Raw genomic sequence first — 16,209 nt, 5'->3', positions numbered from 1 at the left:
GAAGCCGTCGCAACGGGCGACGGGACAGGGCGTTGTGGCGATCGGTCGGTTGGGTCAGTCTTGATCGGTGGCGGCCGGGGCGCGGCCGGATCGGGGGGATTCCGTGGTTCAGGGGGTCTGCTCTGACCGCAGTTTCATCCAGGAGTGTATCGCGTTGGTGAACCGGGCATCGCGGTTCATTCGTGCCAACGCTGAATCGCCCCGGAGGGCGTCCTCCCGGCGATCCTCGAAGCAGACCGCGTCGAAAAAACACATGACGCCTTCCTGCTGGGCGCGGGTAAGCGAATAGGCGCGGCCCTCGATGAAGAGCACTAACTCCTCGGCGATGCCGACCGACTTAAGCGGACCCTCCCTCATGGAGAACGCATCGACTTCACGATAATTGAATGGGGTGCGGGCGTCGTGGAAGTATTTGGGGGGGATGTGCTCAAGGCGATAGATGGAATCATGCCCGGTGAACACCTCGATTTCGGAAGGAGACTGGAAAGGCCCGTCGGATCGGCTCACGAGCAGATAACTGGAAACCGGGGAAAGATTTCTCGGATCATCTCCGGTAGCCCATGCGACGAGGCCAAGGTGCACGTCTTCGGCGAACCCTGACTCCCATCCTGGACCGCTCGACGCCAACGGGGTCCCGAGTTCGAGCCAAAGGACGGTGAGGTTGCGATCCGCATCGTATTCGAGCGTCGGGACGTACGGGCAGAGTCTCGGATCAAGCTTCTCGAGTGCCTTGCTGGCGGGTACTACGACTGGCTCATCAGGGGCGATCTCAGCAACCGGGGGCCCTGCCCGTCTGGCCTCGAAGAGCGAGCGTGCCGGCCCCGTCCGGCCGAAGGCCAGCGCCAAACCCTCGGCCGTGAGCAGGCCCACTAAGGCCAGGCCGACGACGCAGAGAAGGGCGATCAGGGCCGGGTGCAACCGTCGCCTCGGGGGGGCGGGTCGGAAGGTCGTCTCGGCCTCGTCGTCATCCTCTTCGCGAAGGTCAATGTCGAGCATCGCGTTGCCCTCGGACACCTCTACGCGGAATCACAACCGAAACTTCTTGCCCCGGGCTACTGTTCAAGCTATCACTGAATTGAACTCAAGTCGTGCGTGCAACCGTGGAGACGGTGCGAGGTCTGTAGGCGATCTGCGACGACGCGGGGGCCGGTCGGTCGAGCGGCCCCCCGGCATCCGTGGCATCGCGTTTAGACCATCCTCCCGGACTGGCACCCACCCCCGGAAACGCTGCGATTCCGTACCCGTTTCCGTGGTGGCCGGCGTCGTCGCTCGTCCTAAGTCGTTTGCTGGCAAGTACACCCGGTAGGACTCGAACCTACAACCCTCAGTTCCGAAGACTGATGCTCTATCCAATTGAGCTACGGGTGCGTTGAGAAGGAGCGAGCGAGCGGAGTTGAGAAGAAGATGGCGGGCAGGGCGTCTCGATGGGATGGAATGAATCATTCCCGATCAAACCGCTCGGGAGGTCGAGAGATTATCTTACAGAGACGGCCAATGCAATGTCCAGATCGATTCTTGGGGCGAGCGGGCGGGGGGTGAGGCCGTCGAGGACGGCATGGGTCGGGGTCGGGGGACCTCCATCGGCATCATGCGGGTGGGGGGAGGGGGAGCGACGGGGGGAGGATGGCGGGTCGAGGGGCGGGATTGCGAACGAATTCGGAGATGAACGGGGCGGGGCGAGTCTCCGTGAATCGAACGCGGTTGCACTATTCATCGCCCGGGGCGGGGCGTACACTGGAACGTTGCTGAGTTCGGCGACCGTCCAGATCGGGGCCATCATCGAACGCTCTTGGAATGACCGCGAGCGAGCGGTGACGACTTGTCCTGTCACGGTTGCATGACACGCGACATGCCTCGGGGCCGATCGGTTGATCTGCAGCGCACCTTGTTCGACCTACCGCTCGCGGTTCATCATTCATGATCGACTTCTTCAGTCGCCTGTTCGAGACCTCCGGTTTCCCCGCGCGTTGGCATTGCGGAACGGGGTGGACTCCCGCCCTCGGATGGCTCCACATCGGGGCCGACCTGGCGATCTGGGCGGCTTATCTGGCGATCCCTTGCGTGCTGCTCTTTTTCGTCACGCGGCGCAAGGATATCCCGTTCCACAAGGTCTTCTATCTGTTCGGGTTCTTCATCCTGACGTGTGGGATTACGCACCTGATTGACGCCACCATGTTCTCGTGGCCGGCGTACCGCTTCCTCGGGGTCTCGAAGGCCGTCACCGCGACCGCCTCGTGGTTGACCGTGCTGGCCATGATCCCGATCGTCCCCCGGGCGCTCGAATTGCCCGGGGTGATGCGGCTGAACGAGCGGCTGACCGGGGAAATCGAGGAGCGGACCCACGCTCAGATGAAGCTGGCCGAACATGCCGAGGCGCTCGAGCAGGCCAACCGCAAGCTCGCCGAACTGACGGCCGAGGCCGAGTCGGCCAACCAGGCCAAGAGCGACTTCCTGGCCCACATGAGCCACGAGATCCGCACGCCCATGACGGCGATCCTCGGCTATTCCGAGGAGCTGCTCCGCGAGGTCCAGGCGGGGGACGAGCCGTCTCGCCTCGACGCGCTGCGGACCATCCGGGAGAACGGCGAGCACCTGCTCGACATCGTCAACGACGTGCTCGACCTGTCCCGGATCGAGGCCGGCCGCCTGGAGGTCGACCGCCGCCCGGTCGAGCTGCCGAGGGTCCTGGCCGAGGTCGAGTCGCTCATCGGGGTGCTCGCCCGTCGCAAGGGGCTGGCCTTGCAGGTCGGCTTCGAGGGCCGCATCCCCGTCCGCATCGAGACCGACGCCGTCCGGCTCAAGCAGGTCCTGGTCAACCTGGTCAGCAATGCCGTGAAGTACACGGATCAGGGCCGGGTGGCGCTGACGGTCCGCTTGACTTGCGGCGATCAGGCGGGCCAGGGGACGCGCCCCTCGCTCGAATTCGAGGTCTCCGACTCGGGCATCGGCATGACGCCGGATGAGATCGAACGGCTGTTCATCCCTTATGGCCGGCTCGACCGGCGCGACGACCCCCGGGGCAGCACCGGGCTGGGACTGACCATCAGCCGGCGACTCGTGGAGCTGCTCGGCGGGACGATCCGGGTCACCAGCGCCCCCGATGCCGGTACGACCGTCCGCGTGACCATCGATCCCGGCGACCTCGACGGGATCCCCAGGTTTTCAGAGGAGGTGGACGCCGGCGCTCCGATCGACCCCTCGCCCGATCCGGCCGCCGACCGGGCGGTGGACCTGCCCGAAGGGCTTCGCGTCTTGCTGGCCGAGGACACGGTGAGCAACCAGCGCCTCATCGGCCGCATCCTGGGCCAGGCGGGCGTCAGCCTCGACGTGGTCAACGACGGCATGGAAGCCGTGGACGCCGTCGAGCGGTCCGAGGCGCGGGGATTGAGCTACCATGTCATCCTCATGGATATGCTCATGCCCAATCTCGGCGGGCTCGACGCCGCCGCCCGGCTCCGGGCGATCGGCTGCCAGACCCCCATCGTCGCCCTGACGGCCAACGTCATGGACGGCGACCGCGAGCGCTATCTCCGGTCGGGCTGCGACGCCTACCTCGGCAAGCCGATCGATCGCCTGGAGCTGCTCGCCACGCTCTCGCGCTTCGGGCCGAATCAGGCGAAGGTCTCGGACGCGTTCCCGCCGTCGCGTCATCACTCCTGACGGGAGGGCCGGCGAACGTGCCCGGACGCAGGGGGAGCCCGGCGAACGTCGCTCCCCTCGTCGTCACCGATCGACCGACCCGCGCCTCTTCGGCGATCCCCATCCCCCGATTCCTCCCCCCTCCTTCCCCTTAACTCACTTCGATTCATGGATGCGAATGCTTTTCGGTCCGCGCTCTGGATGCTCGTCGGGGCGGTCTCGTTCGCGGTCATGGGGGCCCTGACCCATGCCCTCGGCCCCCGCTGCGACTGGCTCATCGTGGCCCTGACCCGGGCGGTGTTCATGTTCGGCTCGGCGTGGCTGCTGGCGGTCTCGGCCGGGGTCCGGCTGGCGGTCTTCCGGCCGCCGACGCTCTGGATCCGGAGCCTCGCGGGCAGCGTGAGCCTGATCTGCAACTTCTATGCGATGTCCGTCCTGCCGGTCGCCGATGCGCTGACCCTGACGACCATGTATCCGCTCTGGATCGTGGTCTTCTCGGCCTTCTGGCTGCGTCAGATGCCCTCGGCGCTGGAGGTCCTGGGCATGCTCGGCGGGCTGTTCGGCGTCGTCCTGATCCAGCGTCCCCATCTGGGCGGCAACGCGCTCGCCGTCGGGGTGGCGGTGGGCAGCTCGCTGACCACGGCGGTGGCCCTGGTCGGGCTGCACCGGCTCCGCAACGTCGACACCCGGGCGGTCGTCGCCCACTTCGCCGGGGTCGCCAGCCTGATCGCCGGGGCCTGGCTCCTCGTGCAGGCGTCGAACGGCACCGCCCACCGACTCCGACCCGACCTCGTGACGCTCGCGCTCCTGCTGGGGGTGGCCGTCTCGGGCACGCTCGGGCAGTTCTGCCTGACGAAGGCGTACGCCCTGGGCGTCCCGACCCGGGTCGCCGTCATCGGGCTCTCCCAGGTGGTCTTCGCGATGGCCTTCGACCTCTGGATCTGGGGACGCGTCCTGACGCCGATGACCCTGCTCGGCATGGCGTTCGTCCTCGGCCCGACGGCGCTGCTGACCACCCAGGCCCGGCGACGCCTGCGCGACGTGGCCCGGCCTCATCGATCGCCCCGCGCCCCGGCGGTCCCGGAGCCGGTCGCGACCGCCGCCTCCCCCCCCTCCCCTGCCCTGCCGGTCGCCGCCTCGTCGGCGGCCGATTGAGGGGGATCAATGCCATGCCGCCCGGGATGTCGAGACGCCCCGGAAACCGTCCGGGGCCGTCATCCCGGAGCGGCGCGTCCGTCGCGTCGCGAGGCGAGGCGATCTGGGTCAGAGATCGTTCCGGGGCCGGAACGGCAGCAAGATCAACCAGGAAATCACCAGGCAGGCCAGCAGATTGCCGCCATTGGTCCAGGGGTTGAACAGGGTCTTCGGCGTCGGGAGCTCATCCTCGTACCAGAACCGGTACAGGAGAAACGACGCGACGAACCAGAGCAGGATCGCCATGACGACCGTCAGCAACCACCAGATCTTCCGCAGATTCCCGCGCCCCATGTCGTCGTGGAGTTCGTTCATGGCAACGGGTGGCGGGTGTTCGCGTGAGAATGAAGGGATGAAATGATGCGATCGGGGATTTCTCGGGGTGGCGTGACGCCGGTCCCCGGCGCCCGCGCCCGCCGTCAGGTCAGGCCCGGGAACGGATCGCCGTGATAGATGAAGTGGGGGCGGCCCTGTTCGTCCCGCCAGGCGGCGGTGGCCGGTAGGCCGAGGGCCCGGTAGATGGTCGCGGCGAAGTTCTCGGGGCGCTGGGGATCGGAGACCGGTTCGCCCGCCACCCGGTCGGTCGCCCCCAGCATTCGCCCGCCCTGGATGCCGCCGCCGGCGAGCCAGACGCTCTGGGCACGCCCCCAGTGGTCGCGCCCCGGCAGGGCGTAATGCTTCTCCAGGTGAGAGATGCGAGGGGTCCGGCCGAATTCGCCGGCCATCACGACCAGGGTCGAGTCGAGCAGCCCCTCGGCCTGCAGGTCGTCGAGCAGGGCCGAGACGGCGCGATCGGTCGGGGGATAGAGCTTGTCCTTCAGGTGCGGGAAGGCGTTCCCGTGCGTGTCCCACGTCTCGTTGTTGCCGAGGTTCACCTGCACCAGGTCGACCCCCGAGGCGACCAGCCGCCGGGCCATCAACAGCGACCAGCCGAACAGGTTGTCGCCGTAGCGGTCGCGCTCCTCCTGGGGCGCGCCGGCCACGTCGATCGCCCGGCGGACCGAAGGGTCGGTCAGCATGGCCACGGCCGAGGACCGGTGGTCGTCGAAGGCCAGGGCCTCCGCCCCGTCCTCCAGCTCCCGACGCACGCCGTCCACGTGGCCGAGCAGGTCGAGGCGGTTACGCAATCGGCCGCCGTTCAGGCCCTCGGGGAGGTCGAGGCTCGGGGCCCGGAAGACCTTCTCGGGCTCGGGCCGACCCCGGTCCTGATGGTCGAAGCCGTACTGCGGATAGGCGCCGTAATAGGTGTTGTCGAACGGCGACGACTCGATGAACCAGGGGTCCCGCCGCACCCCCATCTGGCCGCCGAACTGGCCGGGGATCACCCGGCCCGAGTTGTGGATGAGCCGCTCGGGCAGGACGACCGCCGGGGGCAGGTTGCCTCGGGGCCCGGCCAGGGCGCCGGCCACCGAGGCGATCGACGGCCAGTCGGTCGCCTTCGGCCGGGTCGCGTCGAAGCCGGGCGGCAGCATCGACCGCCCGGAAAGCATGACCATGTGCCCCTGCGAGTGCTCGTTGTACGGGTGCGTCAGCGACCGGACGAGCGACCACAGGTGCGCCCGCTTCGCCAGTTCCGGCAGGTGCTCGCAGATCGAGAGGCCCGGCACGCTCGTGGCGATCGGCCGGAACTCGCCTCGGATCTCCTCCGGGGCCTCGGGCTTCATGTCGAAGCTGTCGAGCTGGCCCAGCCCGCCCGAGAGGAAGATGAAGATGACCGATCGCGCCGGCCGATCCCCTCGCGAGGCCGGGTCGATCGCATCGGCCGCCCGCAGGGCCCTCAGGTGCGACGAGCCGAGGCCGAGCAGGCCGATCGCCCCCGCCTGCAGCGCGAACCTCCGGGAGATCAACGGGTGCCGAAGCATGCCGGGACGCGATGCGTTGCGGGTCATGACGGTCCTCGCCATCCCTCCGGGAAGATCGATGCGCAGGCGAATGCCGGCATCGTGGCCGATTCGACGTGCCGTTATACCAAAGTTGAATCCCGGGTGAAACGGCGCATCGCCCCGGAAACGACCACGCAAGCGATCGCCCGCCGCACAATCGTCCTGAGACGACCCGGCGGCAGGCGCTCGCTTGCGTTGGAGCGATCGAGGGGGCGATAGGGCGGCAATCGGCGGGGCGAGTAAGCCGTTGCCGGTTCGCCCGGGGGTCAGGAGGTCGCGGCGCCGACGCGGCGGAGCTTCTTCTGGATCGGCAGCTCGCTGTCGTAGACCCGCTTGACCCCGTCTCCCATGGCCTTCTCGATGACCCGGATGTCGCGGACGAGCCGGTGGAAGCCCGACGGCTCGACCGAGGCGGCCTGGTCGCTACCCCACATGGCGCGATCGAGGGTGATGTGCCGCTCGACGACGCAGGCGCCCAGGCTCACGGCGGCCAGGGTCGTCTGCAGGCCGACCTCGTGGCCCGAATAGCCGATCGGGGCGTCGAACTTCGCCTGCAAGACCGGGATGACCCGCAGGTTCAGCTCCTCCGGCTTGCACGGGTAGGTGCTGGTCGCGTGCAGGATCACCACCTTCTCGGGGTCGCAGAGCGAGACGGCGTGCTCGATCTCTTCCATCGTCGACATGCCGGTCGAGAGGATGATCGGCTTGCCCGTGGCGACCGTGTGCTTGAACAGGCTGTCATCCGTCAGCGACGCCGACGCCATCTTGTAGCACGGCGGGTCGAACTGCTCGATGAAGTCGACCGACGGCTCGTCCCAGCACGAGGCGAACCAGGCGATCCCCTTGTCCTTGCAGTAGCGGTCGATCTCGGCGAACTCCTCCTTGCCGAACTCGACCCGGTAGCGGTAGTCCATGTACGTCATCTCGCCCCACGGCGTCTCGCGACGGATGTCGCGTTGCTCGGGGGGGACGCACAGCTCCGGCGTCCGCTTCTGGAACTTCACCGCGTCGCAGCCCGCCAGGGCCGCCGCGTCGATCAATTGCTTGGCGAGCTTCATGTCGCCGTTGTGGTTCAGGCCGATCTCGGCGATGACATACACCGGGTGCCCTTCGCCCACCGGCCGACCGCCGATCGAAACAACCTTAGGCATGAGTCTGATACGCTCCGTAATGTGAGGCAATGAGGTCCGCCAGCTCTCGGAGGGCCCCGCGACCCCCCGGTGATTCCAAGATGATCCGCGACGCCCGGAGCGCCTCGGGGTGGGCATCGGCCACGGCCACCGGACAGCCAACGGCCGTCAGGCACGACAGGTCGTTGACGTCGTTGCCGACATACAGCGTCCGCTCCAGTGCGAACCCCCGCTCGTCGAGCCACCGGCCCAAGGTCGTGATCTTATCTTCGATGCCCTGGATACATTCGATCTTCAGCTTCGTGCAGCGAGCCGAAACGATGGGGTGGGTTTCCTTCGAGATCACGACCATCGGCCAGCCGGCCTTGCGGAGGATCTCCAGCCCCATGCCGTCGCCGCGGCTGCAGACGACAGCCTCCTGCCCTTCCCCCAGCACGGTCACGCTGTTGTCGGTGAACACGCCGTCGAAGTCGAAGATCAGGGCATCGAGCTTCTCCGGCAAGAGTGCCCGCTTCTCCGCCCTCGACCTCGCCCGCAGCAGGACCTCGGCCACCTCCAGATCCACCGGGTCGTCGATCTCCCAGCGGCGTTCCGATGGCATCTCGTACAGCGCCGTCTTGCCGAAGAACCGATGCCTCGCCTCCCGGAATCCGGCGGCCTTCATCACATAGACGGCCCCCGATTCGAGGAACTGCGGCTCCCGATCCTGCCTCATCGGCCGGACGCGCTTGTCGTGGTTGATCCCGACCGCTTCGCCCGAGGTGTCCTGCTTCCACAGGAAGTAATGGAACGGCACGACGGCCACCGCCGAGTCGGCCCCCTCGCGCTCCAGGGCTGCGACGGTCCCGTCGATATCCTCGGCCGCGGTCAGGGGCGAGGTGCATTGCAGGAACGCCAGCAGATCCGGCTCGTAGCCGTCCCGCTCCCGCAGGACGTCGAGCGTGTGGAGCAAGGCCGCCTCGCTCGACGCCGAGTCTCCGGCCAACTCGGCAGGCCGGTCGACCACCTCGGCACCAAAGCGACGCGCTACGGTGGCAATCTCCGGATCGTCGGTTGAAACCACAACCCGATCAACCGCCTTCGCCGCCCGGGCCGCCTCGATCGTCCAACCGATCATCGGCTTGCCGCCGACGGGCAGGACGTTCTTCCTCGGGATTCCCTTGGACCCGCCTCGGGCGGGGATGACAGTCAGCACGCTAGGAGTCATTTATGATGTCGCGACCAGGTCTTGAGGAACGATTGAACGGTGCGGGATGATGCCTTCCCGGACCAGCAGGCTTTCGGGATTTGAGACATAAAGCGTACGGCCCGTACGACGATACAACTCCGCGATCCGGCTTAGAACCGGCTGCACCGGTGGCGCGAAGCCGTCGCCCACCCAGAGCGTGGTTCCGTGGCGGAGTTTCGTATCAGTCTGGAAGCGTTGATTATCTCGTTCCACGATGGCTTGATACGCCTCTTTTCCATAAAAATGCGAGCCATCGGTCAGATCGACGCCAACGAGCTGAACGGTCCGATAGTCCTTCAACCAGGCTAGATTGAGGGCCGCTGTCAGGGTCCCTCTGAAACAAAACAAGGGCTGATCGGTTGATTTAGCCCAGTAGTGCAGCAGTCGGCTCATCGAGAAAGGACTTTGCACCCCCATGGATCTCGATTCGAGGCGTTCCTTGACCCAAAGCAGGTTTTCTCTCCTCACCGCAGGTTTCCAGAAGCGCATCCGGAACTGAGGGGGACTGGCAACCCGAAAAAACGGGGTATGCTCGACCAACCGACACCTGCTCCGATCGCCTGGGAAGCGGTCGAACCAGGATTGAGTCAACCAGAGCCTGGTTCTGGTGAACGGTTCCCTGGCGAGAATCGCTGGAACGTCCGCGAGTACCTCCAGGCTGGTCTCATCCTCATCGAGCAGCAGGTAATGCGTCGGCACGATCCCGACCTGATCGAAGTGCCGCGCATAGGCATTCATCGCAATCGAGTCCGAGCCGGCGATGACGCCCCGCTCCTGCTCGGTCAAGCGTCCAAGACTTGGCCCATTACCCATTATGTAAAGCGTTTCGATCATGTTGATTTGAGCGAAATGGGATTCGAGGGGATGATTGAATTGAATGGGGACCAATGCAGACCGAAGGCATCAGCCATCGTCTTGAGATTGGTCTGGGTGATGCCCCAGAGCCTTGCAGTTGCCTCGTGAATTCGCCGTTCGGCTTCGTCGCGACACGCAAGAATGTCGCGTGCGGAATGCTCGATCCGATCGGTGAGATCGGGCGATTCAACCTCGATCCCCCAGTCCTCGGCCCCCACGTCGTTCAAAAACCAGCGGAGCTTGTCGTGCGAGATCAGCGAGAGGATCGGACGGCCGCAGCCGAAAGGAATCATCTGAGCATGTCCCCTCATGCCGATCGTCAAGGCCGGCAAGGCGTATGCCTCGAGAATCGATTGCATCGAGGCCCCCGAGAGCCGCACCAGTTCGTAAGGAACCTGATTCTGGTCCAGATAGGTGAGAAATTGTTCGTCTTTTGGCAAGTGCGAATAATACTTCAGCGGATACTGATGACTCAGCCTGCGGAGGGCTTCGGCAATCGAAGTGAGGATGGCGCCTTCCTTCTCGCCAAACCGCATTGATGACCGGTCAAAGGCACAATTGACCGCGATAAACTCTTCACCCTTGGGGATCGCCCGAAGCTGATCGGCATAAAGGCGTGTTAGTAGTGTCGTCATGCACGGTTGATAAATGACTTTGTGATGCAAGCGTTCCGGCAAGTAGCCTTTGATCGCCTCGATGCTCCCCGAATTCCGAAGTCCGAGGTATGCGGATTTCTCGGCCAGGCGGAGCAAGTGCTGCCGAAACACGGGTTCGAAATCGGGCTGGTTCCGAAAGCGATTGTAACCAACGGCGAATACGACGATCGGAACCTTAATCGCATTCAGGGAATCCACACTGCAATTCCATTGCCAACCACTGTTCGGATTAGCTCCCGTATCCTTGAGGAATAATCCCCCCCCCCCGATGATCAACCCCTTATTCCGATTGATGAAGCGGATGATCTCCGGCTTCGTCTCACGGTGAACGTGCAAGCCAGACCATTGAATCGGGCCGCAACGAACGCTCACGAGGTCGCGAAGCACCGTGGCAAGGAACGGGTCGCCCGCATTCGACTGACCGAAGTTCGCCGCATGGACGACCGGCGTTCCTTTCCCTTCATCTCGACGATCAAGAAGGCTTTCCAGCTCGACACTGCCCGAGAGCGTCCGCCCAAGCTTCGCCGAGATTTTCCGTCGGGCGGAAACCGGGTCGGTCAGGGTCGTTCGGCCGAAGTGAAAGATCGATCTGAGGTTCATGGACAGTCCGTTTCGAAGAAGCGCGTCAGGTTCCGGAACGAAAATCTTCGACTCTCAATGCTCACGCCTTCATGAATCCGAATGGGGGATTGATAGCCGTTGTTGTGCTCGCAAACATGACCAGCCTGCGGCCAATGTCGACCTCGAGACATCGTTCCCGCTCGGGGAATGTTCGGAACGTCGGGCTTGATGAGGGCGCTCGCACCGGTGAGAACCGAGCTCAGGTCACCGCCGGCAGATCGACCTCGGCTCGTTCCCAGTTGAGACGCGTTGCCACGAAAAAAGGGCGTTGTACCGAGTAACTCTTCAGGGAAAGGTCGAAAGATTCTTTGATCTCGAACTGAATGAAATCGTCCAGACGGTGAATCATCTGGGCCCCATTCGGCCGGCCGCAAGAGAAATTGATCGTGTACAGACCCGCTTTCAGGATGCCGGTGGGCAACTCGATCCGGACCTCGTAATCCCCGGGGGCTCGATGCTGGAGCAACTCAGGCTGCTCGTCGGTGTCGAAGCTGCCGAGAATCTTCGTGCCTCGGTAGGTGAGGCTGAAGCCCAGATTGACCCCCTGTAGCGACTCGCGAACCTTGTACCGGATCAGGAGAGTCGCCGGCTCGAACAGGTCGACCGAATCCGTGGGCTGCCCCGAGCCGTCGGCCACGCAGACTTCGTGAAATTGCATCGGGAGCGAGGGGTCGTCCGGGAGCCGCACGAGCCCGTGCTGGGCGATCTGTGCGAATTCCTGCTCGTAAAACTCGACGGCCTCCTCGATCGGGCCGGAGAAGCCGAGCTGGCCCTGACGCATCACGACCCCTCGGGTGCAGAGCGACCGCATCATCCCCATATTGTGGCTGACGAACAGCACCGTCCGGTTGTTGCTGGCGTCGTGGGCGAGCGACTCCATCTTCCCGAGACACTTGCGCTGGAATTCGTAATCGCCGACGGCCAGCACCTCGTCGATGATCAGGATCTCAGGCTCCAGGTGGGCCGCCACCGAGAACGCCAGCCGCACCTTCATGCCCGAGCTGTACCGCTTGATCGGCGTGTCGAGGAATTTCGAGATGCCCGAGAACTCGACGATCTCGTCGAATTTCCCGTCGATCTCGCGCTTCGTCATCCCCAGGATCGTGCCGTTCAGGTAGATGTTGTCACGGCCGGTCAGCTCCGGGTGGAATCCGGTGCCGACCTCCAGCAGCGACGACACCCGGCCGTTGACCACCACCCGGCCGGCGGTCGGCGCGGTCACCCGGGAGAGCACCTTCAGCAGGGTCGACTTCCCCGCGCCGTTGCGGCCGATCACGCCGAGCACCTCGCCCCGGGGCACCTCGAACGACACGTCGCGCAGCGCCCAGAGCAGGTCGTCCTCCTCCTCGGCCCCCGATCGCGACGTGTCCAGGCGCCAGAGCTTGCGGAAGTTCTTCAGCGGCCGTTTCATCGCATCGATCGAGGCCGAGAGCAGCGACTCGTGGCGCTCCTCGGCGACTCCGATCCGGTAGAGCTTGCTCAGCCCTTCGACACTGATGGCGGTGTTCGACATGGTGATGTTCGGGGGCACTCGGAGGATGCGGAGGGAATCGGAAGCGGACCGACGCGGTGGCCTGGCCTGCCCCGACCGATCGATCGATCGAGGCAATGCCTTGCAGTCGGAGCACACCAAGGCTAGGCCACGTCGGCGAACAGGCGTTCCGATCGTCGGAAGTAGAAGAGGCCGGTCACCAGCAGGGTCGTGGCAACCAGCGTGCCTTCGAGGATCAAGGGGAGGTGGTATTCGAACGGGGCGCCGAGTAGGCTGGCCCGGACGCCCGTGATGACCGCCAGCATCGGGTTCAGGCCGAAGATCGGCATGAGGCGCCCGGGGATCATCTCGGTCGTGTAGATCACCGGCGTGATGTACATCGCCAGTTGGATCACGAAGGTCAGGGCGTAGGCCACGTCCCGGTATTGCACCGCCATCGCCGCCAGCCAGAGGCTCATCCCCAGCACCGCGACGAACGCCAGCAAAATCATGGCCGGGACCACGACCGCCGCTTCCGGCCTCGGGGCGAAGTCGTACCCCGCGATCTTGTAGCCGATCATCAGCAGGCCCAGCAGCAGGCCCATGATCCCCAGGTCGACGAATTTCGAGAGGATCTGCGAGAGCGGCAGGATGATCCTCGGGAAGTAGATCTTCGAGACCATCGAGTTGTTCTGCACCAGACTGTTACTGGCCCCGGTCAACCCCGTCGAGAAGAAGAGCCAGGGGACGATCCCGCAGAACGCCACCAGCGAGTAGGGCAGGTTCCCCGGCAGCGAGATCTTCGCCACCCGGCTGAAGATGATCGTGTAAATGATCATCGTGACGACCGGCTGGAAGACCGCCCAGCCGATCCCCAGGACCGATTGCGCATAACGCGCCTTGATCCCTCGCCAGGTCATGAACACGAGTAGATCGCGCCGCTCCACCAGCTCGCGAAGGTCGACCAGTTGCCAACCCGACGGGGCCTCGATGACCAGAGAGTCGGACAGTGGGGTGGCCGAAGGCTTCGGCGATGCGACCGTCCCCGCCGAGGACGCCGAGTCTCCGGTCGTGGTTCCTGGATCCCTCTCCAATACTCAAACCGCGAAGCGGCCCCCTGTGGATAACTCGTTCGTGACGAATCCCGCGTCCCCGGCCCGGTCGAAGGCGTGGCTGACCGCGTGCGCCGGGGCGTTCGTCGGCATCGGGATTCGTTCGTCGCATCTCATCGGAACGCCATCTCAATCCGCGGATGGGATCCGAAGGGTTCGAGAGTGAACGATTTGATCTTGGAATGATGTTCGGGATTCGACCAGCAGTTGTGACACGTCTCTGAAAATTCCCCTGGCTGAATCACCGTATCGAGCGCCACCATTTTTTGTCAAATGAAAACCTGGTGAACGTGCATCCGCCGGGAATTTCAGGGGGTGTGGGGGGCTTCCCGCCCCGCACCGGGGGCAGCCTCCTGCGCGGCGACGAGTCCGGAAAGCAGGTCCGCCAGCCGATACCCGGCCAGCGCCGCTTGCCGACGCGCGACCGCCCGGGCGTCGGCCTCGTAACCGATCGGGATGTCGGGGAACTCGGCCAGCGTCGGGTCGAGGTTGCGGTACACCGACCGCAGCGCCAGCTCAACCCCTTCCTCCGACCATTGCCCCTGGTCCGACTCGGCCAGGCGAGCCGCGAACGACTCCCGAGGATGCTCCAGCCGCAAGGCGGCGGCCAGCGCCTCGACCGACTCGGCCGACGCATCGGACCCGAGCGCCCGGTCCCAGTAGCCGTGCAGGTTTCCCCGGTCAAATCTGATGTCGTTGCCCCCCCGATCGCCGTTCGGGGTCGCCGGGCAGAAGCGGGCCACCGTGTGCAGCGGCTGGTGCAGGTCGCCGACCAGGTGGAAAATCCAGCTCAGGGCGACCGCCCGATCCGAGTCCGGGGCCGAGCGGTCCCGGGCGATCGCCAGGTTCGTCTCCAGCGATTCGAGGATGTCGCCGTGCGGGTCGTCGTCCTCCAGGTCCCGCAACGGCGGCAAGACTTCAACCTCTCCGTCCCGATCGACCATGATCCGGAAGTTGATGAAGTGGGCCCGGCCGATGTCGTACCGCTTGAACGGGCCGGGCCGCTTCGCGTCGTCCGGGAAGACGGCCGCGTTCATGAAGCAGTTCAGCGCGGCATCGTCACCGTTCAGCGGATGCTGCGCCCAGAAGGTCGCATCCCGGGCGGCCGGATGCTGGTCGAGGAGTTCAACGATCGCCCGACGGGCCTCGGGCCTCAGTTCCTCGAACGCGATGGCCGCGATCACCCGGTGCCCGCAATCGTTCCAGAGGCTCGCCGCGGGCGCCCGATCGGCGGCGGCGGTCAGCAGCAGGGCAACGGCCAACCCGGTCGGCCAGGACAGGGATCGCATCGGCGGAGGACTCGGCGAAGGGGTGGGGTGGGCGGTACGCATCGTGGTGGGCAAACCAGAATACGCGATCACGCCCCCCTTTTCCCAGATCCGATCTCGTCTCCGTCCCCGATCACCCCGACTCCGCAGGAGTGGGCCGCTCGGCGTCCTTCGGCTTCCGGATGAGATAGAAGTCCTGGACCGGGTTGCCGCGCGCCGCCCGGGGGTGCCATTCCAGGATCTCCCAGCCCTCGGCCAGCCCGTAGGCCAGCGTCCGGGGGGGATGGAAGGCGGCGCAATCGTTGCTCCCCTCGCGGTCGGTGCCGACCTCGACCATCTCGCCCCGGTCGTACCGTTCGCGCAGCCCGGGCGGGAGCCCGTCTCGGTAGGCGTCGCCGTGCAGGGTGAGCACCAGGAGGCCGCCGGGCCGGATCACCCGCCGCATCTCGGCCATCCAGTGCCGCTGCCGGGCCGCTCCCATGTGCGTGAAGACCGACAGGGCGTAGGCCAGGCCGAACCGATCGTCGGGGGCCTCGACCCGCCCGTCGAGCGTATTGACGGCGAAGCGGCCGAACCGGAGATGCCGGCGGCACCAATCGATCATCGCCGGGTTGGCGTCGGTCCCGACGATCTCGACCCCGGCCGCCGCCAGGCCCGACCAGTGCCGCACCACCCGGCCGACCCCGCAGCCGAAGTCGAGCAACGCGCCGAGGTCCTCCATCGGCACCCCGTGGCGGGCGACGGCGTTTCGAATGTCCTCGGCCGCCCAGCGCCCTCCCCGGAGGAACCAGGTCGGATCGACGGAATTGCCGATGTCGTGCAGCAGGCGAGGGGGCGGCACGGGTAAGCCGGCGGCCCGCTCGGCCAGTCGAATCGGCATCCCCTGGACGTGGTGCCGGGTTCGTTCGGCAACGCGCCGGAGCCGTTGTCGGGCCCGATGGGCCAGGCCGATCCGATGCCCAGTTGCTCCGCCTTGCATCGCCGGTTTCCTCCTGGCGGCCGGTCGGTCCTCGGCAGGCACTTCCGTTTGACCTGCTTCGATCAATCCGTTCGAGGCCCGATCGCCCGAGCAGACGGCGCGAACGAGCTTCGAGAGACCGGGACAGCGTTCTCTACCCGGACGGACTCAAACGGTCAAGCTCGGCCCGAGAG

13 protein-coding genes and 1 tRNA gene are annotated in these 16,209 nt (G+C 65.6%); 2 read left to right on the top strand and 12 right to left on the bottom strand.

Translation table 11 applies throughout. From position 1 onward, the window contains the following. Positions 1–108: 108 nt before the first annotated feature. Both AB1L88_RS21615 and AB1L88_RS21610 read right to left on the bottom strand, forming a co-directional pair. Positions 109–918, bottom strand: coding sequence for a hypothetical protein (locus AB1L88_RS21615; RefSeq protein ID WP_367098776.1), 810 nt, complete (start codon positions 916–918; stop codon positions 109–111). Between the two features lie 376 nt (positions 919–1,294). Continuing rightward, a tRNA-Arg gene (locus tag AB1L88_RS21610) sits at positions 1,295–1,368 on the bottom strand. A 549-nt stretch (positions 1,369–1,917) separates the two neighbouring features. Here AB1L88_RS21610 and AB1L88_RS21605 point away from each other — a divergent pair. Together AB1L88_RS21605 and AB1L88_RS21600 are read left to right on the top strand one after the other, a co-directional pair. Beyond that, complete coding sequence (locus tag AB1L88_RS21605; RefSeq protein ID WP_367098775.1) at positions 1,918–3,660, top strand: ATP-binding protein; 1,743 nt, start codon at positions 1,918–1,920, stop codon at positions 3,658–3,660. Between the two features lie 147 nt (positions 3,661–3,807). Beyond that, positions 3,808–4,794: a DMT family transporter gene (locus AB1L88_RS21600; protein ID WP_367098774.1), complete on the top strand. Its 987-nt coding sequence runs from the start codon at positions 3,808–3,810 to the stop codon at positions 4,792–4,794. A gap of 108 nt (positions 4,795–4,902) precedes the next feature. On the opposite strand, the gene AB1L88_RS21595 is transcribed toward AB1L88_RS21600, so the two are convergent. From AB1L88_RS21595 to AB1L88_RS21550, 10 genes are all read right to left on the bottom strand, one after another. Then, positions 4,903–5,148, bottom strand: a complete 246-nt coding sequence (locus tag AB1L88_RS21595) for a hypothetical protein (protein ID WP_367098773.1) — start codon at positions 5,146–5,148, stop codon at positions 4,903–4,905. Positions 5,149–5,252: 104 nt separating this feature from the next. Continuing rightward, on the bottom strand, positions 5,253–6,722 hold the full coding sequence (locus tag AB1L88_RS21590) for a DUF1501 domain-containing protein (RefSeq protein ID WP_367098772.1): 1,470 nt from the start codon (positions 6,720–6,722) through the stop codon (positions 5,253–5,255). A gap of 260 nt (positions 6,723–6,982) precedes the next feature. Next, positions 6,983–7,867, bottom strand: a complete 885-nt coding sequence (locus tag AB1L88_RS21585; RefSeq protein WP_367098771.1) for an N-acetylneuraminate synthase family protein — start codon at positions 7,865–7,867, stop codon at positions 6,983–6,985. Beyond that, positions 7,860–9,041, bottom strand: coding sequence for an acylneuraminate cytidylyltransferase (locus AB1L88_RS21580; protein WP_367098770.1), 1,182 nt, complete (start codon positions 9,039–9,041; stop codon positions 7,860–7,862). The genes AB1L88_RS21585 and AB1L88_RS21580 overlap by 8 nt, the downstream gene beginning before the upstream one ends. Positions 9,042–9,053: 12 nt before the next feature. Then, positions 9,054–9,860, bottom strand: coding sequence for a hypothetical protein (locus AB1L88_RS21575; RefSeq protein WP_367098769.1), 807 nt, complete (start codon positions 9,858–9,860; stop codon positions 9,054–9,056). 44 nt (positions 9,861–9,904) lie between these two features. Beyond that, positions 9,905–11,185: a polysaccharide pyruvyl transferase family protein gene (locus AB1L88_RS21570; RefSeq protein ID WP_367098768.1), complete on the bottom strand. Its 1,281-nt coding sequence runs from the start codon at positions 11,183–11,185 to the stop codon at positions 9,905–9,907. Positions 11,186–11,405: 220 nt separating this feature from the next. Next, entirely contained in the window at positions 11,406–12,719 is a 1,314-nt protein-coding gene (locus AB1L88_RS21565; RefSeq protein ID WP_367098767.1) for an ABC transporter ATP-binding protein, read from the bottom strand. A gap of 122 nt (positions 12,720–12,841) precedes the next feature. Next, complete coding sequence (locus AB1L88_RS21560; RefSeq protein ID WP_367098766.1) at positions 12,842–13,597, bottom strand: ABC transporter permease; 756 nt, start codon at positions 13,595–13,597, stop codon at positions 12,842–12,844. 500 nt (positions 13,598–14,097) lie between these two features. Continuing rightward, entirely contained in the window at positions 14,098–15,078 is a 981-nt protein-coding gene (locus tag AB1L88_RS21555) for a S1/P1 nuclease (RefSeq protein WP_367098765.1), read from the bottom strand. A 112-nt stretch (positions 15,079–15,190) separates the two neighbouring features. Further along, positions 15,191–16,036 (bottom strand): class I SAM-dependent methyltransferase, encoded by an 846-nt coding sequence (locus AB1L88_RS21550; protein WP_367098764.1) that lies wholly within the window; start codon positions 16,034–16,036, stop codon positions 15,191–15,193. Between the last annotated feature and the right edge of the window lie 173 nt (positions 16,037–16,209).

Source organism: Tautonia sp. JC769 (assembly GCF_040717455.1).
Classification (GTDB): Bacteria; Planctomycetota; Planctomycetia; order Isosphaerales; family Isosphaeraceae; genus Tautonia.
Note: the sequence above shows the minus strand (reverse complement) of the source record. Positions and strands in the feature narration are given on the sequence as shown.

Bases quoted from the DNA above. Each gene is read 5' to 3' on its own strand.
- AB1L88_RS21555 (WP_367098765.1), bottom strand. From the start codon at position 15,078: ATGCGATCCCTGTCCTGGCCGACCGGGTTGGCCGTTGCCCTGCTGCTG.
- AB1L88_RS21565 (WP_367098767.1), bottom strand. From the start codon at position 12,719: ATGTCGAACACCGCCATCAGTGTCGAAGGGCTGAGCAAGCTCTACCGG.
- AB1L88_RS21550 (WP_367098764.1), bottom strand. From the start codon at position 16,036: ATGCAAGGCGGAGCAACTGGGCATCGGATCGGCCTGGCCCATCGGGCC.
- AB1L88_RS21560 (WP_367098766.1), bottom strand. From the start codon at position 13,597: ATGACCTGGCGAGGGATCAAGGCGCGTTATGCGCAATCGGTCCTGGGG.
- AB1L88_RS21570 (WP_367098768.1), bottom strand. From the start codon at position 11,185: ATGAACCTCAGATCGATCTTTCACTTCGGCCGAACGACCCTGACCGAC.
- AB1L88_RS21600 (WP_367098774.1), top strand. From the start codon at position 3,808: ATGGATGCGAATGCTTTTCGGTCCGCGCTCTGGATGCTCGTCGGGGCG.
- AB1L88_RS21605 (WP_367098775.1), top strand. From the start codon at position 1,918: ATGATCGACTTCTTCAGTCGCCTGTTCGAGACCTCCGGTTTCCCCGCG.
- AB1L88_RS21590 (WP_367098772.1), bottom strand. From the start codon at position 6,722: ATGACCCGCAACGCATCGCGTCCCGGCATGCTTCGGCACCCGTTGATC.
- AB1L88_RS21595 (WP_367098773.1), bottom strand. From the start codon at position 5,148: ATGAACGAACTCCACGACGACATGGGGCGCGGGAATCTGCGGAAGATC.
- AB1L88_RS21585 (WP_367098771.1), bottom strand. From the start codon at position 7,867: ATGCCTAAGGTTGTTTCGATCGGCGGTCGGCCGGTGGGCGAAGGGCAC.